This is a genomic window from Halorussus limi (genome assembly GCF_023238205.1).
Classification (GTDB): Archaea; Halobacteriota; Halobacteria; order Halobacteriales; family Haladaptataceae; genus Halorussus; species Halorussus limi.
This window is the reverse complement of the sequence record NZ_CP096660.1, coordinates 72,212-93,825: the sequence shown is the minus strand read 5'-3', so window position 1 is coordinate 93,825 and position 21,614 is coordinate 72,212. Positions and strand designations below refer to the sequence as shown.

Below are 21,614 nucleotides of genomic sequence, written 5' to 3'. Positions count from 1 at the left end.
CTCGGTCATGGAACTACTCGCGACGGCCGTCGCGGTCAGCGTCTCCGTCGGCTTCGGATACCTCGTCTTCCGCGCGTACTGGCACGGAACCGACGGTCTCAACGGCGAACTGTTCGACTGACTTCGCTCCGGTTGGCCGGAAGGGGAAACCGTCGTCGTCGTCTCGGCCGACACCGCCGGTTGAGAAGGGAAAACCGACCGCGTCGGCCGCAGAGAAATATTTACCGTTCTTAGAGCAATCTACACCTTACTCTACGTCCACCGAGACCCGCTCGCCGCTCCGCGCCGACTCGTAGGCCGCCTCGGTCAGCGCGGTGACCGCCAGCGCGTCGCGGGCCGTCGCGGGCGGCGTCTCGCCCGTCTCGATGCAGTCGATGAACGCCTCGGCCTTCGAGCGCTGTTGGCTCCGGTCGATGTAGGGGATGACCGTCGTGCTGTCCTCGTCGACGCGCTCTAACTTTCGCTTCTCCCACTGGCGACCTTCGAGGTAGACCGCGCCCTCCTCGTCCCACACGTGTATGTGTTCGCGCACGCACGGCGCGTCGCTGTGGACCGAGATGGTCCCCTGCGCGCCGCTCTTGAACTCGACGGTCAGGATGGCGCGCTCGTCCACCCGTCCCTCGTCGTCTGCGAACACCATCTCGGCGCTGACCTCCTCGGGGACCAGACCCGTGGTCCACAGCACCGCGTCCACGAGGTGGCTCCCGGTGTCGTAGAGGTTGCCGCCGCCAGAGAGGTCGGGGTCGGTCCGCCACGTGTCCTCGAAGCGGGATATCCAGTTCTGGGTGATTTCGGCGCTCAGGAAGTCGGGGTCCGGGTTCGACTCCCCGCCCGCGGCGTCGGCGTCCGACTCGCCCGCGTCGCCCTGCCACCGCTCGCGGGCGGTCTGGAACGCCGGGTTGAGGTGGCGCTGGTAGCCGACCATCAAGACCTGTTCGCTCTCCTCGTCGCGTTCGGCCAACTCCCGGGCCTCCTCCAAGTCGGTGGTCAGCGGCTTGTCGCAGAAGACGTGGAGGTCCCGGTCGAGCGCCGCCGTCACCATCTCGTAGTGGAGAGTGTGAGGCGTGCCGACGAGAACCGCGTCGAGCGGTTCGCTGTCGTACATCTCGCGGTAGTCCTCGTACTGAGAGCCGTCGCCGACGTAGAGGGCATCGCCCGCCGTGCGCCTCGTTTCTTGGTTCACGTCAGCCAGCGCCGTCACCGTCGAACGCGGGTCCGTGTTGAACTGTCCGCCCACCGTGGTTCCGATGTAGCCGCCGCCGACGACGCCCACTCGGAGTTTTTCGGCCTGAGACATCCGTGTCGCTAGGACTACGAGAGTAGTAATTCATTCTTCGGCCGTTCGCCGGGTCGTCGGCCGGCGTCGCCGTCGGCAACAACGAACTTCCGGCCGGCCGTCCTCTGTCTCGACATGGCAACCATCGTCGCCATCGAAGCGGACGGCGGGGCAGTGCTGGCGGGGGACCGACGCCACACCGCGGGCAACACCGTGGCCAGCGACGACAAGCGCCACGTCTTCGACTTCGGCGACGTCGGCGCGGCGGCCGTCGGCGAATCTGGCGGTATCGACGAGTTCCGGCGTAGACTGGAAGCCGAAGTACAGTCCCACGAGACCGAACACGGCGACCCGATGAGCGTCACCCGACTCGCCACGGTCGCCAGCGACATCGCCGACGACGAGGGCGTCGAGGCGGTCGTCGCGGCCCGCGACGACGACGGCGCGGCCCGCGTCCGGGGCGTCCGGAGCGACGGGTCCATCTTGGGCGACGACGTGGCCGCGTTCGGGTCCGGCGCGCAGTTGGCGCTCGGCGTCCTCGAAGGCCGCGAGGAGGGCGCCTCGCTGGACGACGCCGAGGAACTCGCGCGGGACGCCGTAGAAGCCGCGGCCGACCGCGACACCGACACCGGGTCGGAAATCGACACCTACCGACTCGAAGGCGGTTCGGCGAGTCCGTGAGGTCGCTCGCGGGACGCGTCCGCGGACGTTCCTTTAAGTGAGCGGGAAAAGTAGCTCCGCGTGAACATGACGAGCGTCGAAATAGAGTACTGCGTCCCCTGCGGGATGCTCGACCGGGCACAGGACGTACAGCACGCGCTTCTCAGCGAGTACGGCGAGCGACTCGACTCCGTCGCGCTGGTGACGGGCGACAGCGGCGTGTTCGAGGTTCGCGCCGACGGCGAACAGGTCTTCGACAAGGATGAGGACGAGTTCGACGTGGACGCCATCGTGGAGTCGGTCGGCCAGCGAGCGTCGGCGTAGTCGGCCCGCCGAACCGATTATCTCGTCCCGTTCGTCGTCCCGTTAGCCACCGCTTTCTCGTACCAGTCCGGGCGCTCGACCGTGGTGTTTCCGATACGAGTGAGGTGGACCGTTCGCGAGACGACGGTCGACCGGCCCTCGACCGTCGTCCGGTAGGTCTGCTGGAGCGTCCGAACGATGCCCCGCGAGTCTACGACGGCCACGAGACTGTATGACCCGCCGTACAGGGACGCCAGTTCCGGTCCCGGTTGTTCGGTCGAGACGACGCGGAACAGCGTGGTTCCGTCGCGCTCGAACCGCTCGACGACGGTGGTGTTCGTCGCCGCGAAGGCGCTGTACAGCAGTTCCCACTGGGCGTTCGGGTCGAACGGCGCTCGCTCGCGATTGACCTCCCGGTAGGTCGGTTCGCCGCCCCGAACTTGTCGGGCCGTCACCGCGCGGGTCTCGTTCGCCCACGTCGCGAGTTCGTACCGGGCGATTCCGAGCGGTCGGGTGGCGTTACGCTGGGTTTGGGAAGTCACCGCGTAGTACGGCCTCCCACCCGGCGCGACTCGGGTCGTGGTGACTCCCTGACTCAGTACGGTCCCGTTCGGTCGGCGGAACGCGTACGACGTCGCCAGCGTGTAGGAGGCGTTGGCGAGCGCCTCCCGGTGGGCGTCCGCCAGCGCGAGCGGGTCCGTCACCCCGTCCGCCGAGAGACCCGGCGGGTACGCAGTCGCGTTGCCCTGTGCGAACGACTGGGGTTGCGATGCGCCCGACGTGACCGTCGCTACCGACGAAGCCAGCGGTGCGCTACACACGACCAAGAGGACGAACGGGACGAGGAACGTTCGCTTCATGGTTTCCCGTCCACTGACGTTCTTGGAGAATATCTAACTAATCCTTTCGGTCACTATCTCCCGTCCTAAGTTCCGCCTCCCGGGTATCGGTAACGGTGATTTCGGTGCGTAGCGACTCTCCGCCACCGCGTTCGGTAGGCGTCCGACGCCCGGTCGTTACGCCCGCCCTGAGGCCGACGATTGTCGTCCGAGAGACAAAACCGTGCTGAGGATTTATCACGGTTCCCGTGGTCTACCCCCGCGGGGGCTACGGAATGTATACCAGCCAGTACGGGAGTAGTTTCGACGTTACAGGTGCCGTCAGCGCCGACGACAGGCACCGATTGAACCACGCGACGGAGGGGTCGAGATGAAACTCGCGATGATCGGCTTCGGGCAGGCCGGCGGCAAGATAGTTGACAAGTTCATCGAGTACGACCGGCGCACCGGCGGCGAAGCGGTTCGCTCGGCCGTGGCGGTCAACACTGCGAAGGCCGACCTCGTGGGTCTCGACCACGTTCCCGAGGAGAATCAGGTCCTCATCGGCCAGTCGCGGGTGAAGGGCCACGGCGTCGGCGCCGACAACGAGCTGGGCGCCGAGATAACCGAGGAGGACATCGACGAGGTACAGGGCGCGGTGGACAACGTCCCGGTCCACGACATCGACGCGTTCCTCGTCGTCGCGGGGATGGGCGGCGGCACGGGGTCGGGCGGCGCGCCCGTCCTCGCCAAGTATCTCAAGCGCATCTACACCGAACCGGTGTACGGACTCGGCGTCCTCCCGGGCAGAGACGAGGGCGGCATCTACACGCTCAACGCCGCGCGGTCGTTCCAGACGTTCGTCCGCGAAGTGGACAACCTGCTGGTGTTCGACAACGACGCGTGGCGCGAAGCGGGCGAGAGCGTCGGGTCGGGCTACGACCGTATCAACGAGGAAATCGTCCGGCGCTTCGGCATCCTGTTCGGCGCGGGCGAGGTCAGCGGCGACGACGCGGTGGGCGAGAGCGTCGTGGACTCCAGCGAGATTATCAACACGCTCGCCACCGGCGGCGTCTCGACCATCGGCTACGCCGCCGAGGAGGTCGAGAACCCCTCCGGCGGCCTGCTCTCGCGGTTCAAGAGCGACGGGACCGAGGACGTGGACTCGACCCACGCGACCAACCGAATCACGAGTCTCGTCCGGAAGGCGGCGCTCGGGCGACTCACCCTCCCGTGCGAGATCGACAGCGCCGAGCGGTCGCTGCTGGTCGCCAGCGGACCGCCCGAGTATCTGAACCGCAAGGGCGTCGAGAAGGGCCGGAAGTGGCTCGAAAACCAGACCGGGTCGATGGAGGTCCGAGGCGGCGACTACCCGGTCGAAGACGCCGACCAGGTCGCCGGCGTGGTCCTGCTGTCGGGCGTCTCGCAGGTCCCGCGAGTCGAGGAACTGCAGGAGGTCGCGGTCGAGACGCAGGACAACATCGACGAGATTCGGTCCCAGAGCCAAGAGAGCACGACCGAACTCATCGAGGACGACGACAACGAGTTGGACCCGCTGTTCTGAACCGTCGCCCTTCGGGCCTCGCGCGGGGTGTTCCGTGTTTCGTCGTGACTTCCGCCGGGGTTCGCTCTGACCGTCTCCGTGTTCACTCCGGCGTTCTTCCGGAACTCGTTCGGACTACCCGTCGCTCGCAGTCTCGTCCGTCCCCGAACTCCCCGACTGCTCCCCGCTACTCTGGCCCATCACCTCGAAGATGATGACGCCGTCGTTCTCGAAGACGGTCCGGTACTTCGGCGAGAGGTGCATCGACATCGCGAGTTTACTGGTGCGCTGGTACTGCATCCCGCGGACCGTGAACTTCCCCTTCGGGAGGTAGATGTAGTCCGGCATGACGCCCTCCTCGGAGAGCGTCCGGGTCATGCAGTGAGCGCTGTTGCACGACGACACGTCCCGGAACAGCCCCAACTGGCGGTTGTACGGCCCGTGGCCCTTCCACTCGACGCCCCACGGTCCGACGAGCATAGTCCGGTGGGTCTGCTGGGGGAACCACTCGGCGGCGTCGCCCTGCACGACGAAGGTGGCGCTCGGCTTGGTGTTGTGCTGGGCCCACTCCATCGCCTCCACGTCGTCGTGGTCGATGAACTGCGGGAGCGACGGACTCCCGGCGTGAGCGTCCACCTCGCCGGTCGCGTACATCGCACCGCCGGCGAGTCCGACGGTCATTATCAGGACCAGCGCGGCCGTGACGACGCCGCGCCGACCCACGCCGAGCGCGGACCGCTCTTTGAGTTTCGCGCCGACGAACTCCAGCAGGAAGACGGCCGCGATGAACGACCCGACCAGCATCGAGAACCGGGCCTTCCCGATGACGACCGTGACCGCGACGAACCAGACGGGCAGGAAGAACCGCCGTTCCTTCAGGAGGTAGGCGATGCCGACGAGCGCCAGCAGCGACAGGGCGCTCCCGACGAAGAGGCTCTGGAGGTTGACGTTCATGAGCGACGACAGCGACGGGACCCCACCGCCGATGCCGCCGTGGGTCCCCGCGGCGGCGGTGAACACGTCGATGCCGTGGTAGGCCATCACCTGCGTCCACCACGGCGCGGCCAGCAGGATGCCGCCGAACCCGACCACCGCGCCCCGAAGAAGCCCCCACAGCGTGCGCTCGAACTGGAGGAACAGCAGGAAGTACGACAGCGCGAAGAAGACGGTGTAGACCGGATGGGTCAGGATGGTCATCGTGAACAGCGCGAGCGACGGGACGACCCACCGCTGGTCGCGGTCCCGGTAGAGTCTCAGTCCGGCGTAGATGCCCGTGAGCGCGAACAGGAACGCGGGCGCCCGGACGATGCCGCCCGCCGAGATGTGCCACTGGAGGACGGGCGGACTCACCGCGACGAGGAGGCTGGTCAGGGCGGCCTGCGGTCGAGACCCGAGCAGGTCGCGGGCGAACAGGTACAGCGGAACGAGATACACCAGACTCACGAGTCCCGGCAGGAACCGCGAGATGGTGATGGGGTCGATCCCCGTCAGGTCGCGTATCACCGCGACCGCGTAGAACATCAGCGGCGGGTAGGCGAACGGGACGCCGCCCCTCGTGTAGTGGGGAATCGTCTTCGGGAGGGCGTAGCCCAGTTCCGAGATGCGCTCGGCGATGAGGAGGTACAGTCCCGCCCCGAACGAGGGGTAGGGGTGCGAGCGAAGGTAGACGTAAAACAATACGATTCCGGACAAGAGCGCGGGCGCGAGCCAGAGAAACTCCCGTTTCCATCCCCGTTCGCGTACCGTCGTCTCGTGTGATACGTTCTGTTCGGTCATAGAGGACTCCTCGCGTCCAACCGGACGCGTTGGTCTTGACCCTCCTTTGTCGTCGGGGGTCCTTTGTTATCCAGTGGCTATTCGGGCCGGCGAGGCCGGCCCCGAGACCCGCCGCGTCGTTACTTCTCGCCCGCGGCGTTCAACCTCGGGTTTCGACGCGAACGGTTCGAAACGAACTAAACGTCTTGCGGCCGAGGCGCGCCCCGCGCCACCGATGCGTGCCGGCGAGGCGGCTTGCCTCCGGCGGACGACCGGTGTAGGACTGAGAAAAGCTGACACGGTATCGGCCGTAGGTGTCGGCTACGTGACCTGAATCGGCTACTCGTACCGGAGCGCGTCGATGGGGTCCGTGTGGGCCGCGTCCCACGCGGGGTACAGTCCCGCGAGGACGCCGACGAGGACGCCCACGACCACCGACGCGACGAACCAAATCGGCTGGAACGCGAGCGGTAGTCCGATGGCCTGCGCTCCCGCATAGCCGCCGGCGATGCCCACGACCGCACCGAGCGCCGACCCGAGGACGCCGAGCATCACCGCCTCGACGAGGAACAACTGGAGCACGTCGCGGTTCTGCGCGCCGACCGCTTTCATGATGCCGATTTCGCGGGTTCGCTCGGTGACGCTGACCAGCATGATGTTGGCGATGCCGATGGACCCGACGATGAGAGAGATGACCGCGATGCCCGTGATGTAGGCGGTGAACGTGCTGGTCAACTGCTTGACCTGCCCGATTATCTGGTCCTGGGTCGTCACCTCGAACTGGTAGGACTGGGACTTGAGTTGGCGGGCGTCGGAGTTCTGCCCGAGGTAGTTGTAGACCCGGCCCTGCACCGCGTCGACCTGACTCGGCGATTCGGCGGTCACGAGGATTCGCCCGTAGACGAGTTGCTCCTGCTGAGTGGTCGGGCTCTGGGTCGTCCGCAGGTAGTACGGTTCGGTCGGTGCGTAGATGCGGGGGTCGGCGCTGCCCTGACTGAACCCGAGAACGTCGCCTCCGCCCTTCGGTTCGACGATGCCGACGACCGTCGCGTTCAACTGCTCGCTGGTCGCCGCCCGCGTGAACGAGATGTTCGAACCTACCGTCACGTTGTCGCCGAACATGCGCGCCGCGGGTTTGTTCAACACCACCTCGCGCTCGCCCGTCCGGTACGGTCTGCCCGCGACGAAATCGATGTTTCGGACCTGAAAGTAACTCGGCGAAGACACCGTGATGAACTGGCGCCCGACGCTGGAGTTGTTGTACGTGACCGACGACGCGGCGATGCCGCTCTCCGGGGCGGCGAGTTCGACGCCCTGAAGCTGACGTATCTGCTCGACGTCGTGCTGGGTGAACACGACGGAGCCACCGCCGCCACCGCCGATAGACGGGATGCGACTGTCTCCCGGCGACTGGGCGGTCACGTACATCGTCGCGGCGTTGCCGCCGGCGACGGTGCTGATGATGTCCTGCTGGAGACTCGCGCCGAGCGTGACGAACGTGATGACCGCCGCGACGCCGATGATGACGCCCAACGTCGTCAGCGTCGAGCGAAGCTTGTGCTCTCGGATGTTGCGCCAACTGATTCGTGCCCCCTCGATGACGTTCATCGTGTTCCTCCGGTCCCCCGTTCGGAGCGCCGCCCGCTTCGGGTTTCCTTGCCGCCGGTACGACGCCGAGAGACAAAAACCCCCGAACCGAAACGCCGTGTTACCGCCGAGTTAGGTCGTCGAAAAGGCCGAAACGGTCGGGAGCGGGTGGTCGAACGAGAGGCGAGTCGTCACCGACGGCGGGCGCTACGACGACTCGCCGAGCGCGTACACTCGCCCGTTCAGCGTCCCCGCGAACACGGTTCCGTCCGCGACCGAGAGCGGTGCGCGGATGGAACCGCTCGCGTCGAACCGCCACTTCTGCTCGCCGGTGGCCGCGTCGAGCGCCCGGATTTCGTCGCGGACCGCGACGTAGACGAGACCGTCGGCGACCGCTGGAGACGCGTTCACGTACTCCTCGGTCCGGGCCGACCAGACCTCCTCGCCGGTCGTCGCGTCGAGAGCGTGGATACGCGCCGCCTCGTCTCCGGCGTCGCCGTCCGCGTCGCCGACGAAGACGGTGCCCCCGGCCACCGCCGGTGACGCCGTCGAGACGGCACGCCCCGCGTCGAACCGCCACGCGACGGACTGGGTCTCGGTGTCGACGGCCGCAACCGTCCCGTCGCGTCCGCAGACGAAGACGAGGCCGTCCGCGACGGCCGGTGGGGAACCTGAACCGACCGCCGGGAGGTGCCACTTCCGCTGGCCGGTCGAAACATCGAGCGCGTACAGACCGTTCTCGACCGTGGTCAGGTAACACCTGCAGTCCGCCACGGCCGGGGTCGGTATTGGGGCTTCCAGACCGTCGAGCGTGGACCGCCACGCGACTCGCTCGCGTCCGGTATCGACGGCGTATAGAGTCCCGGCCAGCGTGGCGAACAGGACGGTGTCGCCGACGACGACCGGTGCGGTGGCGACGTAATGGTCGGGTCGGACGGTCCACCGAGTCGTGCCGTCGTGACGGTCGATGGCGTACAAGCGGACGCGGTTGTCGGTGCGTTCCACGCGCGGACCGTCCGTTTCGACCGCGATAGTTCCGCCGCCGACGTACACCGTGTCGCCAGCGACTGCCGGCGTAAGATGGGGACCGGAGTGAGACGTCGTCGCCTGCGAGTCGCCGGTCTCGGTCAACTCCACCGACCATCGCTTCCCACCGGTCTCCCGGGCGAACGCGCTGAGACGGGTTGACGTCTCTTGGACGTAGACGCTCTCGCCCGCGACGACCGGTGTTCCCCAGACCGAACGGAGTCCGTCGGCGGTCCACTCGACGCCGACCGATTCCCTCGGACCCGTCGCTTCCGGGTTGGCGGCCGTGTTCCGACTGTCGTAGCCAGCGAGGGGCCAATCGCTCGGGTACGGGTGGTCTGCGCTCGAACACGAGACAGCAGTTCCGTCGCCGTCCGGTGAACTCCGGCTGGTACCGGCACACCCTGCAAGGGTACCCGAGAGCGTCGCACCTGCGACCCGCAGCAGCGTACGGCGCGAACTGGCGTCGTTGGAGGACATCGTGTCAACTACGGCTAATTTATGCGGGCGACTACAACTGTCTTTCCGTACTCCGTCGCTCCGCTGGCGCCCGAAGCTACAACCTGTTGGGCGACGAATTGCATACGACATGGACCGACTCAATCCCGCCACTGGCGAGTCGCTCGACCCGGTTCCCGACGACTCCGAAGAGGACGTAGAGGCCGCGCTCGACCGCGCGACCGAGCGCTTCGCGGAGTGGAAGGACGTGCCCATCCGGAAGCGCCAACAGCTGCTCGAAAACGCCGGCGAAGTCCTCCGAGACAACGAAGACGAATACGCCGAACTGATGACGAAGGAGATGGGCAAGCCGCTGGCGTCGGCGCGCTCGGAGGTCCAGAAGTGCGCGTGGGTCTGTGACTACTACGCCGAGAACGCCGCCGACCACCTCCAGACCGAGCGACGGCCCGGTCCCTCGCACGCCGAGACCTCGGTTTCGTACGAACCGCTCGGGCCGATTCTGGCGGTCATGCCGTGGAACTTCCCGTTCTGGCAGGTCTTCCGGTTCGCCGCGCCCCACCTGACCGCGGGCAACGTCGGCCTGCTCAAGCACGCCTCGAACGTACCGGGGTGCGCCGAGGCGATTCAAGAGGTGTTCGAGGAGGCGGGCTACCCCGAGGACGTCTTCCAGTCGCTCATCGTCCACTCCGACCGAGCCGCGCAGGTCATCGAGGACGACCGGGTGAAGGCGGTCACGCTGACCGGGAGCGCCCGCGCGGGTCGCTCTGTGGCGAAGACGGCGGGCGAGAACCTGAAGAAGTCGGTCCTCGAACTCGGCGGGTCGGACCCCTTCGTCGTGTTGGACGACGCCGACCTCGACGCCGCCGCGGAGACCGGCGCTACTGCCCGGACGATAAACGCCGGACAGTCGTGCATCGCGGCCAAGCGGTTCGTCGTCCACACCGACGTGTACGACGAGTGGTTAGAGAAGTTCGTCGCCGAGATGGACGACCTGACCGTCGGCGACCCGACCGACGACGACACCGACCTCGGCCCGCAGGCCCGCGAGGACCTGATGGACGACCTCCACGAGCAGGTGCAGGACACCGTGGAGGCGGGCGCGACGCTCGAACTCGGCGGCGAACCGCTCGACCGCGAGGGGTTCTACTACCCGCCGACCGTGCTGACCGACGTGCCCCGCGACTCGGCGGCGGCCCGCGAGGAGGTCTTCGGCCCCGCCGCGGCGGTCTTCGAGGTCGAGAGCGAGGAGAAGGCGATAGAGGTCGCCAACGACGTTCACCTCGGCCTCGGCGCGTCGGTCTGGACGCAGAACCTAGACCGCGGCGAGCGCATCGCCCACCGTATCGACGCCGGGATGACCTTCGTCAACGAACTCGTGAAGTCCGACCCGAGAGTGCCCTTCGGCGGCGTGAAGGACTCGGGGTACGGCCGCGAACTGGCCCAACACGGCATCGAGGAGTTCGTGAACAAGAAGACGGTCTGGGTGCAGGAGGCCGACGCGAGCGAGGAAGACGTCCACACGACGAACGAGTAGTCGTTCGCCCTACTCGCGGCGTCGCTTGCGCACTTCGGCGACCGGCAGGCCGAGTATCCCGACGACGAGCGCTCCGGCGACCCCGAGGGTGAACGTCTCGCCGAGGTCCGACCCGCCGGACCCCGACCCGGAACCGGTTCCCGACGGTTGGACCGCTTTCGCGTCGGGGGCGGCCTCGCTACCGACGACGACGGCGCCTTTCATGCCCATGGCCTTGTGCGGCGTACAGGCGTACTTGAACAGTCCCGTCTCGTCGAACGTCTGCTCGAAGGTGTGGCCCTGCGCACCGGAGGTTTTACTCTTGAACGACCCGTCCTCGGCCACCACGTTGTGGCTTCCGCCCTTGCCGGTCCACTTCCAGACGACAGTCGTGCCGGGGTCCACTCTGACGGCGGCGGGACCGAACGCGAAGTTCCCGTTGTTTCCTTTTGCCCCGACTTCGACCGTGACTTCCGACTCGCCGGTCCGGTCGACCACGCCGTCGTAGTTCGAGACGTTCCCGAACCAGTCGCCGAGTTTCTCGCCGCCCGAACCGCCGGAACCGCCCGATTCTCCGGAACTACCGTCGGAAGCGCCGCTACTCGACGCGGCACCCGAGGCCGCGTCGGTGCCGACGACGACGGCGCCCTTCATGCCCATCGCCTTGTGCGGCGTGCAGGCGTACTTGAAGACGCCTTTCTGCTGGAACTTGTGGGAGAACGTGTGGCCCTGCTCGCCGGACATCTCGCTCTCGAACGACCCGTCCTCCGCCGTGACGTTGTGACTGCCGCCCTTCCCGGTCCACTTCCAGACGACTTTCGTACCCGGGTCGACTCGGACCGCCGCCGGGCCGAACGCGAAGTTGCCGTTGTTGCCTTTTGCGCCGACCTCAATCGTCACCTCAGAACTGCCGGTCTCGTCGACCACGCCGTCGTAGTTCGAGACGTTGTCGAACCACCCGCCGAAGGGCGACTGCGCTTTCGCGGGGTCGGCCGCACCTGCGCCGACAGTTGCGACGCCAGCGACCCCCGCCGCGCCCTTCAGGAAGGTTCGTCGGTCCATCGCGCCACCGGAACGGGAGTTGTCGGAGTTCATCGTAGTTGGACGTTCCGCCGATTGGGCAATATAAACCCCCTCTCGTTCCCAGCGAGTGAAAACCGGGCTACGACTCTCCGGAGGGAACGACGGTCGCGTCCGAGAACTCGAACCGAGCGCCGCCCGACTCGCTCTCGGTCAGGTCGCACTCCCACCCGTACAACTCCGCGAGTTGCGCGACGAACGTCAGTCCCAGACCGATTCCGACGTCGTCGGTCGTGTACCCCGCCTCGAAGACCTGTTCCCGGTCGTCCTCCGGGATTCCGTCCCCGTCGTCCTCCACGTAGAATCCGTCCTCCAGCGCGCCGACTCGGACCGTCAAGCCGTCGCCGGCGTCCGTCGAACCGTCCGCGGGACTGTGTTCCACCGCGTTCTGGAGCAGGTTCTGGAGCAGGTGTCGGAGGTGGTGGGGTTCGACTTCGACCCGGGCGTCGGTCACCACTTCGAGTCGGTCCCACTCGCCGCCGACGTCCGCCCACACCTCGCCCGCCGCCTCGCGAAGCGAGACGAGTTCGGGATCGGTGGCCGCCTCGCCTCCGCGGGTCATCACCAGCAGGACGTCTATCATGTCCTCCATGCGGTCGAGGGCGTCGGCCACCCGCTCGAACGCCGACTCGTCCCCGTCCTCGGCCGTCTGGAGGTAAATCTGGGCGATGGAGAGGGGGTTCCGGAGTTCGTGGGCGAGCATGCTGGCGAACGATTCGAGTCGCTCGTTCTGGCGTTCGAGTTGCTGTTCCCGACGCTTCCGGTCGGAGATGTCCCTGACGTAGACCGAGAGACCGCTCTGGGAGGGGTAGGCGTGGAACTCGAACCACGCCCCGAGCGCGTCGACGTACTCCTCGTGGGAGACGTGAGTCTGGGTCTCGACCGCCCGGTGGAAGGCGTCGCGGGCCTCCGACTTCCGAATCTCGGGGAGGACCTCCCAGATAGTGCCGCTGAACAGGTCCGTCCGGTCGGCGCCGAGGAGTCGCTCGGCGTGGTCGTTCACGTAGGTGAACTGCCACTCCTCGTCTAGGGCGAAGAAGCCGTCGTCGATGCGCTCGAACACCTCGTCGAGTTCCGCCTGCAACTGGTCGCGCTGGCGCTCGATGGTCCGCTCGCGGTCGGCCCTGTCGAGGGCCGCCTCGGTGTTGGCCGCCAGTATCTTCGCGAGGTCGAGTTTCGCTTCGGTCAACTCCTCGTCGCACGTCGACCCCGCCGTGAGGGTCCCGTGGTCGCCCAGCGGCAGAATCATCTCGGTTCTCACCGGCGTCTCGGGGTTGTAAACGTCCTCGTGTTCGGAGACGGCCTCGTAGAGTCGCGGCGTCCCCGACGTGTAGACGCCCCACACGAGTCCTTCGCCTTCCTCGAAACTCGGCACGCCGTCGAACAGCGCTTCGGCCTCCTCGGTCACCGCGGCGGGACGGAGGACTCGCTCGTCCGGGTCGAGGAGGTGGACCCCGCAGACGGGCAGGTCGAGGATGTCGCGCACCGTCGAGACGGCGACGTGGCATATATCCGACTTGGTTTCGGCGGCCATCAGGTCGCGCGTCACCTCCCGGAGTCCCGCCAGCGTCTCCTCGTGCTGTTTCCGGTCGGTGATGTCCCGGAACACCGCTTGGTTCACCGTCCGACCGCCGATTTCCGTGATGCCGGCGCTGATTTCGACCGGTACCTCGCTGCCGTCGTCCCGGACGACGTAGTAGTACTCGTCGTCCTGAATCACGCCGCCGGACTCGACGTGTCTCTCGAAGAGGCGCCGGTAGCGGTCGGTCTCGTCCGGCGGGTGGAGTTCCGTCTGGTGCATCCCGACGATTTCGCCGCGGGACTTGCCGAGCAGTCGCTCCGCGGCGTCGTTCGTGTCGATTATCGTTCCGGTCTCGGCGTCGACGAGGAAGACCGCGTCCGGGGCCGTCTCGACCAGTTTCCGGTACTTCTCTCGCGACGCTTCGAGTTCGGCCTCCCGCTGCTTGCGGTCGGTGATGTCTCGACCGATGCCGGCGATACCGAGCGGGTCGCCCTCGTCGTCAGTCAACAGCGCGCCCGTGAACTCGTAGGCGATTTCGCGGCCGTCTTTGGTCAGGAGATTGGCCTCCAACCGCGCCGAACCGATCTCGTACACGCGCTCGACGGTCTCGACGACGCGCTCGGCCTCGTCGTCCGCGACCAGTTCGACCGCGGGGAGGCCGTCGAGTTCCTCGTCGTCGTACCCCGTCACCGCGTTGACCTCCTCGTTCCATCGGCGCAGTCGCGCGTCGGGGTCGAACGTGAAGAAGATGTCCGGCAGCGCGTTCAGCGCGCCCTCGGTGAACTCCTTCTCGCGCTTGAGTTCGTCCTCGGCCCGCCGACGGACTATCAGTTCGCCCAACTCCGCCGCGACGGTGGTGACGATGTCCACGAGTCGGTCGTCCAACGACTTGACTTCGGGCATGTAGAACGCGAGGACGGCGACGACTTCGTCCCCGTCGAGGACGGGCACGCCGAGCGCGGTCCGCAACCCGGCGTCCTCGGCGTCATCTGTTCGGGGGAAGACGCCGGGGCCGAGCGCGGTCACGTCCTCCATCCAGACGGGTTCGGTGCGCTCCCAGACCCGGCCCGGCAGTCCCTCCCCCGCGGCGAACGACGTCGCTCCCGAAACCCGCTGGAACGACTCGTAGGCGTCCGAGACGGCGTAGGCCGCGTCGGTCCGTTCGAGGTGCGTCCGGTCGTCCGAAGGGACCCACGCCTCGCCGTACGCCCACTCCGTCGCGTCGCACACCTCCGCTATCGTCGCTTCGAGGCCGTTGAGGAACGTGTCGGCCGCCGCGACCGACCGAGTCGTCGCGTGGAGGAGGCGGCGGTCGTCCTCGGCCCGCTTTCGTTCGGTCACGTCGCGGACGATGGCGGAGAAAAACCGGTGCCCGTCGTAGGTGACTTCCCGGAACGACAGCGACAGCGGGACCTCGTGGCCCTCGCGGTGACGCCCGGGCATCTCGACGTAGTCCCAGTCGAGCGTCCGCTCGCCGGTCTCCTGATAGCGTCGGAAGGCGTCGATGTGGGACTGTCGGAGGTGTTCGGGGACGACGGTCGTCAGCGGTTCGCCGACCAGTTCCTCGGGCGCGTACCCGAACACTTCCTCGACGGCGGGGTTGGCGAAGACGATTCTGTTGGCGGCGTCGATGGTGAGAACCGCGTCCGGCGCCTGATTCACGAGCGCGTCGAAGTAGGCGGTCGTCCAGTTGGCCGTCCGACTCGCTCGGTAGTGGTCGACGGCGCTCTCGACGCGCTGGACCAGTTGGCGGGGCTGGTACGACTCTCCGCGCCAGCGGACGTAATCGGTTCCCTCGCGGGCAAGCACCGCCGAGGCGAGGTCCGGGTCGTCGGTCGCGCTCACGACGACGAAGGGGACGTCCGGCGAGACGTCCCGGACCCCGTCGAGCAGCGTGAGAACGTCCACGTCGGCGAGCGGAACCGCACAGACGATGCAGGACACCGTTCCCGCTTGGAGGTGGTCGAGGACCGCGGTCGCGGTCGTCACCCGGGTCACTTCGACGTCGGTTCGCTCCCGGAGGTCGGCGACCCCGCGCGCGGCGGCGTGACCACCGTCTCCGACGTAGAGGACCTGTAGCTGCGGCGTGTGGTTGCGCGCGTGTCCCGGAGACTGCACGGCATAATAGTGGCGTACGCTCCGTAATGAGTCCGTTGTCTCGGACTCGAATCGGCCACGCGCTACTCGGCCTCTCGGTCGTCGCCGGTCACCGCTGTGGCGTCGGTCGTCACTAGTCACCGCTCGGTCGTCGCTCGGCCGCCCCTACTCCAGCACGACTTCGACCAGCGACACCTCGTCGCTCGGGACGGCCTCGTCGAGCGCCTCCGCGAGTTCGTCCCAGTCCCCGGGGCGATACGCCTCGATGCCGAAGCTCTCGGCGAACGTCTGGAAGTCGGGGTTCGAGAGTTCGGTGCCGAAGTGTTCCCCGCGGTGTTCGACCTGCTCTTCGGTAATCAGTCGATACTCGTCGTCCCGGAACAGCAGAATCGTGTACCCGCACCCGACTCTGGTCGCCGTCTCGATTTCGGCGGCGTTCATCATGAATCCGCCGTCGCCCGTCGCGGCGACGACGTTCGAGTCCACCGCGAGGTCGGCCGCGAGGCCGCCGGGCACCGAGATGCCCATCGAGGCGAGACCGTTCGAGACGATGCAGGTGTTCGGTTCGTACGTCGGGTAGTTCTGGGCGATGGCCATCTTGTGGCTCCCCACGTCCGAGATGAGTACGTCGTCGTCGGCCATCGCCTCGCGGAGGACCGGCAGCACTCGCTCGACGGTGAACGGGTCGCCGGACTCGTGGTCGTGACTCACGTCGTCGAGGATATGCTCGCGCAGGTCGTCGTACCAGTCGGTCTCGAAGTCGGCGTCGATTTCCTCGCAGCAGGCGTCGAGTTCTCGGACCGCCGCCGCGATGTCGGAGACCACCTCCACGTCCGGGTTGTAGTGTTCGTACACCTCCGCGGGTTCGCTGTCCACGTGGACGATGGTGGTGTCTGCGTCCGGGTTCCAGTCGGCGGGGTCGTGTTCGGCGATGTCGTAGCCGACGGTTATCACGAGGTCGGCCGACTTGATGGCGTCAGACGCCTCCTCGTGGTCGCCCGAGTCGAGCGTGAGAAGCGAGTGGTCGTCGGCGTCCGACACCGCGCCCTTGCCCATGTAGGTCGCGGCCACCGGGAGGTCGTATTTGCCCACGAACGCTCGGAGGTCCTCGCTGGCGTCGGTTCTGACCGCGCCGTTGCCCGCGATGACGATGGGTCGGTCGGCATCGCCGAGGAGGTCCCGCACGCGGTCCAGCGACGGCACGTCGGGTTCGGGCCTGCGGACCCGGCCCCTGCTCTCCATCGGTTCGACCTCGCAGTCCTCGTAGGCCACGTCCTCGGGGAGTTCGAGGTGGGTCGCGCCGGGTTTCTCGTACTCGGCGGTCTTGAACGCCTTCCGGACCGACTCGTGGACGATGCCGGGGTCCGAAATCTGGGCGTTCCACTTCGTCACCGGGGCGAACATGTCCACCACGTCGAGTTTCTGGTGGCTCTCGACGTGGAGACTCTCGAGACTGCCCTGCCCGGTGATGGCGACCAACGGGGCCTTGTCGAGGTTCGCGTCGGCGACGCCGGTCAGGAGGTTGGTCGCGCCCGGTCCGAGCGTCGAGAGGCAGACGCCCGCGTCGCCGGTCAGTCGGCCGTACACGTCGGCCATGAAGGCCGCGCCCTGCTCGTGGCGCACCGGGACGAAGGTGATGTCTGAGTCCCGGAGCGCGAACATGGTCGCCTCGTTCTCCTCGCCCGGAAGTCCGAAGACGTACTCGACGCCCTCGCGTTCGAGTCCGGCCACGAGAACCTCTGCTGTGTTCATGGAACCCAGTTACGAGTTCGCGCCCCATAGCTTCCACTGCCGGTTCGACTCGCCGAACGACGGACCGTTTCGCGGTGTCTTTGACTCACGGAGTGGTTACGATACGGTAACGACAGGCGGAAATTGGGAAAAGCGACACTACCGAATCGGCGTTCTGACCTCCGAGCGGTGCGAACCGGTCGGGGGCGCTCGGACCCTCCCGAAGCGTAACGCAACGTTTGGAATCGAAACCCCGACTGACAATTTCTCAACACCTCGTTTCACCCCGGGAGCGTCGGAAGCAACACCCCGGTTGAAGGCGGTACTCCGCATTACGAGTTACTAGAGGACGAGGATGAGCTTCGAACGAAAGCGCGAAATTATCGACTTCGACTTGGAGACCGGAACCTACCGGACGACCTACGACTACCCGTCGGAACCTCCGAGCGTCGCGGTGGCGCTCGCGCTGATGGAACTGACCGGCAGGGACGTGACCGACTTCGACCCGCTCTACGGGTCCGCGACCGTAGACCCGGACGCGCTCGACGAACTGTTTCGGCCGAAACCCGGCGACACCAGTCGGGACGCCGTCGTCCAGTTCACGTACAACGAGTACGAGATTCGAGTCAAGGACTACGGACGAATCGTCATCAGAACGTGACTGGGCGAATAGCCGTCGCCGGTGGAAACGGACTTAGTGGCAACTGTTGGCACACTGGGCGAAGTTTTATGCGGAAAAGCGAGCAACCGTGTGTACGGTCGAATGAAGCTCTCTTTCCACAGTCGTTGACCGGACGAACGTCCGCGGCCGCGAGTCGGGGCCCAGTCAGTCGCTCGCACGCCGCGTCGTCGTAGTCGTTCGCGCTCTCTTCTCGCCTCGTCCGCAGGGCGTCGTCCGGTTCGGGTCTGCGATTCGGTAGTTCGAGGCCGACGGCCCGAGAACGCGGCCTCGCCGAGATTTGTCGGGGTAGCGACGAGCAATCGCCAGCCATCGAACCCATCCATGCAATCTCGAGACGCAGTTATCGCCAAGCGCGTAGACGACGGCAGTCCAGACACCGACGAAATCGCGGCACTCGCCGAGGCCGCGGGCCACGAAGTCGTGGCTCGCGTGACCCAGACCCGTCCGGAGGACTCGTCGCTCCAGTTCGGCCGTGGGAAGGCCGAGGAGTTAGCCGAGACGGTCGCCGAGACCGACGCGAGTCTGGTCGTGTTCGACAACGACCTCACGCCGACCCAGACGGTCGAACTCGCGGAGTTGTGTCCCGACGGGACGACGGTCGTGGACAGACACCGCCTCGTCCTCGACATCTTCGAGGAGCAGGTCGGAAGCAAGCGCGCCGAGTTGCAGGTCGAGCGCGCCACGCTGGAGTGGAACCTCCCGCGAATCCGCGAGAGCACCCAGGAGCAGGCGATGAACAAGTTCACCGAGTCTGGCACCCGGTACTACGACGTGCTGGACCGCATCGACGAGTTGGACCGAAAACTCGCCGACTTCGGCGACGACGCGGAGGCCCGCCGGGAGCGACGACGCGAGGAGGGCTTCGAGTTCGTCGCGCTCGCCGGCTACACCAACGCCGGGAAGTCGACGCTCCTGCACCGCCTCGCCGACGACCTCGACTTCGAGGACCGCGAGGTCGACCACGCGGACCTCGACGCGACGGCCGAAATCGAGGACCGTTTGTTCAAGACGCTCGACACCACGACGCGGCGGGCCACCGTCGAGGGGCGGCGGACGCTCGTGACCGACACCGTGGGGTTCGTCGGCGACCTGCCCCACGACCTCGTGGCGTCGTTCCACGGCACGCTCTCGGAGACCGAGACCGCCGACTGCGTAGTGCTGGTCGCCGACGCCGGTGACCCGCCGACCGAACTCCGGAGGAAACTCGAAACCAGTTTCGACCTGCTAGAGGCCGCCGAGGGCGAGGTCGTCGTGGCCCTGAACAAGACAGACCTACTCTCGGCCGACGAGTGCGCCGAGCGCGAGGCGGTCGCCGCCGAGGTGGCGGCGGAGTCCGCGGTGGAACTCTCGGCCGACCCCGTGCCCGTCAGCGCGAGCGAGGGACGGAACCTCGACGCGCTGCGCGAGCGAATCGCCGGCGCGCTCTCGGACCGCCGGACGGTCGAACTCGCGCTCCCGAACGACGACGACGCGATGAGCGTGGTGTCTTGGCTCTACGACCGCGCCGAGGTGTCGGACGTGACCTACGCCGGCGGCGAGGTTCGAGTCGAGTTCGCGGCGAAGGGACCGGTCGTCGAACGCGCGAAATCGAGGGCCTCGGCCCTCGAACCAAATTCGTCGGAGGGTCGGTAGCTCGCGTCCCGAACCGGCATCTCACGGAGAACTCGGAGAGACCGCCTCCGAGACCCCGCCGCGGCGGTCGGTCGGCCGAGCGCCGCCGGTCGAAGCGGCCGGGCGCCTGCGGGGAGGACGCCCGGCCGTGCCTCGCCGGTAGAAATACACAGGAGGGTTATAAAGAGATTTTTCATTAGTAAAACAATACATGTATGTCTATTCGGCCGATTCCTCACCCTCGTCGCCGACGACCAGCACCCGGAGGTCGTTGACGTTCGTGCCGGTCTGTCCGGTCCGAATCGCGGCGTCCGCGTCGGTCCCGCCGTCGCGGCCGTCGGTGTCCGTCGAGACGCAGTCGAGGGCGAGTTCCCCGGACCGCCGCTCTCGACTGCGAGTCGGACGACTCGTCGCTCGGCGGTCGGCCGGGCACCAGTTCGTCGCGGTTTCGTATCATCGTCGGTGGTTCGGTGGCCGAGCCGATAAATCTCGGTCAGAGGAACTTGCTGAACTCGCAGGCAGAACACCGGAGTTCGCCTCCGCGAGCGGTCAGCACGCCGGTCTCGCAGTTCGGACACGGCCCGACCGCGGTCGTGCCGGCGCGCTCGTCGTTCGCTTCGAGCGCTCGCCGGAGCCACCGGAGTTCGTCCTCTAGCCGTTCGACCCGACTCTCCAGTTCGCGCAGGCGGTTCACGCGGCGTCGAGTCGGTCTCCTTCGGGTGCGTTCGGTAGTCATGGTTCTCCCCTACAGTCGGTACGCCGGGCGCGGTCGTAACCGTTTCTCCGCCCCGACCGAAGCCTTGACCGAGACCCCGCCCGAACCCCGTTCCATGACCGACGACGACCTGCTGGAACTCGACGGCGGCGCGGGCGGCGGCCAACTGGTCCGGACCGCGCTCGCGCTCTCGACGGTCGCCGACCGGCCGTTCCGGATGACGAACGTCCGGGGCGACCGACCGACGCCGGGCCTCAAGCCCCAGCACCTCGCGGCCGTCGACGCCGCGGCGCAACTCTGCGACGCCGAGGTGTCGGGCGCGGAGTTGGGCGCCGAGGAACTGACGTTCCGGCCGGGGTCGCCGACGGGTGGCCGCGTGACCGTGGACATCGGAACCGCGGGGAGCGTCGCCCTGCTGTTCGACGCGCTCCTGCCGGTCGCGCTCCGCCTCGACCGCCCGCTGGCCGTCACCGCGACCGGCGGGACCGACGTGAAGTGGTCGCCGACGACGGCCCACTACCGGCGAGTCAAGCTTCCGCTTGTCCGCGAGGTGGGCGTCCACGCCGCGGTCGAGTGCGACCGGACCGGGTTCTACCCCGCGGGCGGCGGCGAGGCGACCCTGTGGCTCGCGCCCGCCTCGCGGTCGGACCTGACCGAACTCGACCTGACCGAGCGCGGCGACCTCACCGGCGTCCGGATTCTCTCGACCGCGTCGACCGACCTCGCCGACGCCGACGTGGCCGAGCGACAGGCCGTGAGCGCGGTCGAGCGCCTGCGCGAGGCCGACGCGCCATCCAACGAAATTTCCGTCGTCGAGCGAACCCTCTCGTCGGTCGAGACCGCTTCGCCGGGGTCGGCGCTCGCGGTCGTGCTGGACTACGAGCGGACGACCGCGGGGTTCGATGCGCTCGGCGAGCGAGGAAAGTCGGCCGAAGCGGTCGGCCGAAAGGCCGCCGAGCGGGCGCTCGCGTTTCTGGAAAGCGACGGAGACCGCTCCGGAGGAAAAACGTCCGTCAGGTCGGCCGAACCGACCGCTGCCGCGGTCGATTCCCACACCGGCGACCAACTCGTCGTCTTTCTCGCGCTGGCCGGAGGCAAGGTGGCGATTCCCGAGGTGACGGACCACGTGCGGACCTGCGTGGACCTCGTCACCGAGTTCGGTTTCGAGGTGGGGATAGACGGCCGCGACGGCGACCTGCCGCCCGTGCTGACCGCGCCGGGCGAGCGGCGTTGACT

General features: G+C 67.2%; 16 protein-coding genes. 7 read left to right on the top strand and 9 right to left on the bottom strand.

Annotation, left to right across the window (positions count from 1 at the left end; genetic code table 11):
* Positions 1 to 247: 247 nt before the first annotated feature.
* Complete coding sequence (locus tag M0R89_RS18750) at positions 248 to 1,297, bottom strand: Gfo/Idh/MocA family protein (protein ID WP_248652606.1); 1,050 nt, start codon at positions 1,295 to 1,297, stop codon at positions 248 to 250.
* Positions 1,298 to 1,411: 114 nt separating this feature from the next.
* Here M0R89_RS18750 and M0R89_RS18745 point away from each other — a divergent pair, with 114 nt between their 5' ends.
* Entirely contained in the window at positions 1,412 to 1,957 is a 546-nt protein-coding gene (locus M0R89_RS18745; protein WP_248652605.1) for an Ntn hydrolase family protein, read from the top strand.
* Positions 1,958 to 2,023: 66 nt separating this feature from the next.
* Positions 2,024 to 2,260 carry an Rdx family protein gene (locus tag M0R89_RS18740; protein ID WP_248652604.1) on the top strand — a complete coding sequence of 79 codons (237 nt, stop codon included), beginning with the start codon at positions 2,024 to 2,026 and terminating at the stop codon, positions 2,258 to 2,260.
* Positions 2,261 to 2,277: 17 nt separating this feature from the next.
* Here M0R89_RS18740 and M0R89_RS18735 read toward each other — a convergent pair whose 3' ends face one another.
* On the bottom strand, positions 2,278 to 3,099 hold the full coding sequence (locus M0R89_RS18735; protein ID WP_248652603.1) for a hypothetical protein: 822 nt from the start codon (positions 3,097 to 3,099) through the stop codon (positions 2,278 to 2,280).
* 349 nt (positions 3,100 to 3,448) lie between these two features.
* Between M0R89_RS18735 and M0R89_RS18730 the strand changes: the two genes are divergently transcribed.
* Complete coding sequence (locus tag M0R89_RS18730) at positions 3,449 to 4,621, top strand: tubulin/FtsZ family protein (protein ID WP_248652602.1); 1,173 nt, start codon at positions 3,449 to 3,451, stop codon at positions 4,619 to 4,621.
* 114 nt (positions 4,622 to 4,735) lie between these two features.
* On the opposite strand, the gene M0R89_RS18725 is transcribed toward M0R89_RS18730, so the two are convergent.
* From M0R89_RS18725 to M0R89_RS18715, 3 genes are all read right to left on the bottom strand, one after another.
* Positions 4,736 to 6,376, bottom strand: coding sequence for a putative glycosyltransferase family protein (locus M0R89_RS18725; protein ID WP_248652601.1), 1,641 nt, complete (start codon positions 6,374 to 6,376; stop codon positions 4,736 to 4,738).
* A 318-nt stretch (positions 6,377 to 6,694) separates the two neighbouring features.
* On the bottom strand, positions 6,695 to 7,963 hold the full coding sequence (locus tag M0R89_RS18720) for an ABC transporter permease (RefSeq protein ID WP_248652600.1): 1,269 nt from the start codon (positions 7,961 to 7,963) through the stop codon (positions 6,695 to 6,697).
* Between the two features lie 186 nt (positions 7,964 to 8,149).
* Positions 8,150 to 9,448: an outer membrane protein assembly factor BamB family protein gene (locus tag M0R89_RS18715; protein WP_248652599.1), complete on the bottom strand. Its 1,299-nt coding sequence runs from the start codon at positions 9,446 to 9,448 to the stop codon at positions 8,150 to 8,152.
* Between the two features lie 109 nt (positions 9,449 to 9,557).
* Between M0R89_RS18715 and M0R89_RS18710 the strand changes: the two genes are divergently transcribed.
* Complete coding sequence (locus M0R89_RS18710) at positions 9,558 to 10,961, top strand: NAD-dependent succinate-semialdehyde dehydrogenase (protein WP_248652598.1); 1,404 nt, start codon at positions 9,558 to 9,560, stop codon at positions 10,959 to 10,961.
* 9 nt (positions 10,962 to 10,970) lie between these two features.
* Here M0R89_RS18710 and M0R89_RS18705 read toward each other — a convergent pair whose 3' ends face one another.
* The 3 genes from M0R89_RS18705 to M0R89_RS18695 all read right to left on the bottom strand — a co-directional run bounded on the left by M0R89_RS18705 (position 10,971) and on the right by M0R89_RS18695 (position 17,391).
* Positions 10,971 to 12,035, bottom strand: coding sequence for a halocyanin domain-containing protein (locus M0R89_RS18705; protein WP_248652597.1), 1,065 nt, complete (start codon positions 12,033 to 12,035; stop codon positions 10,971 to 10,973).
* 67 nt (positions 12,036 to 12,102) lie between these two features.
* Positions 12,103 to 15,660 carry a PAS domain S-box protein gene (locus M0R89_RS18700; protein WP_248652596.1) on the bottom strand — a complete coding sequence of 1,186 codons (3,558 nt, stop codon included), beginning with the start codon at positions 15,658 to 15,660 and terminating at the stop codon, positions 12,103 to 12,105.
* Between the two features lie 144 nt (positions 15,661 to 15,804).
* Entirely contained in the window at positions 15,805 to 17,391 is a 1,587-nt protein-coding gene (locus tag M0R89_RS18695; protein ID WP_248652595.1) for an acetolactate synthase large subunit, read from the bottom strand.
* Positions 17,392 to 17,725: 334 nt separating this feature from the next.
* Between M0R89_RS18695 and M0R89_RS18690 the strand changes: the two genes are divergently transcribed.
* Positions 17,726 to 18,031 (top strand): HalOD1 output domain-containing protein, encoded by a 306-nt coding sequence (locus M0R89_RS18690; RefSeq protein ID WP_248652594.1) that lies wholly within the window; start codon positions 17,726 to 17,728, stop codon positions 18,029 to 18,031.
* Positions 18,032 to 18,373: 342 nt separating this feature from the next.
* The gene (hflX, locus tag M0R89_RS18685) at positions 18,374 to 19,684 is read left to right on the top strand and encodes a GTPase HflX (protein WP_248652593.1); all 1,311 of its coding nucleotides are present in this window, start codon (positions 18,374 to 18,376) and stop codon (positions 19,682 to 19,684) included.
* Between the two features lie 472 nt (positions 19,685 to 20,156).
* Here hflX and M0R89_RS18680 read toward each other — a convergent pair whose 3' ends face one another.
* The gene (locus M0R89_RS18680; RefSeq protein WP_248652592.1) at positions 20,157 to 20,357 is read right to left on the bottom strand and encodes a hypothetical protein; all 201 of its coding nucleotides are present in this window, start codon (positions 20,355 to 20,357) and stop codon (positions 20,157 to 20,159) included.
* 136 nt (positions 20,358 to 20,493) lie between these two features.
* On the opposite strand from M0R89_RS18680, the gene rtcA reads away from it, so the two are divergent.
* Positions 20,494 to 21,612 (top strand): RNA 3'-terminal phosphate cyclase, encoded by a 1,119-nt coding sequence (gene rtcA / locus M0R89_RS18675; protein WP_248652591.1) that lies wholly within the window; start codon positions 20,494 to 20,496, stop codon positions 21,610 to 21,612.
* Positions 21,613 to 21,614 lie beyond the last annotated feature (2 nt).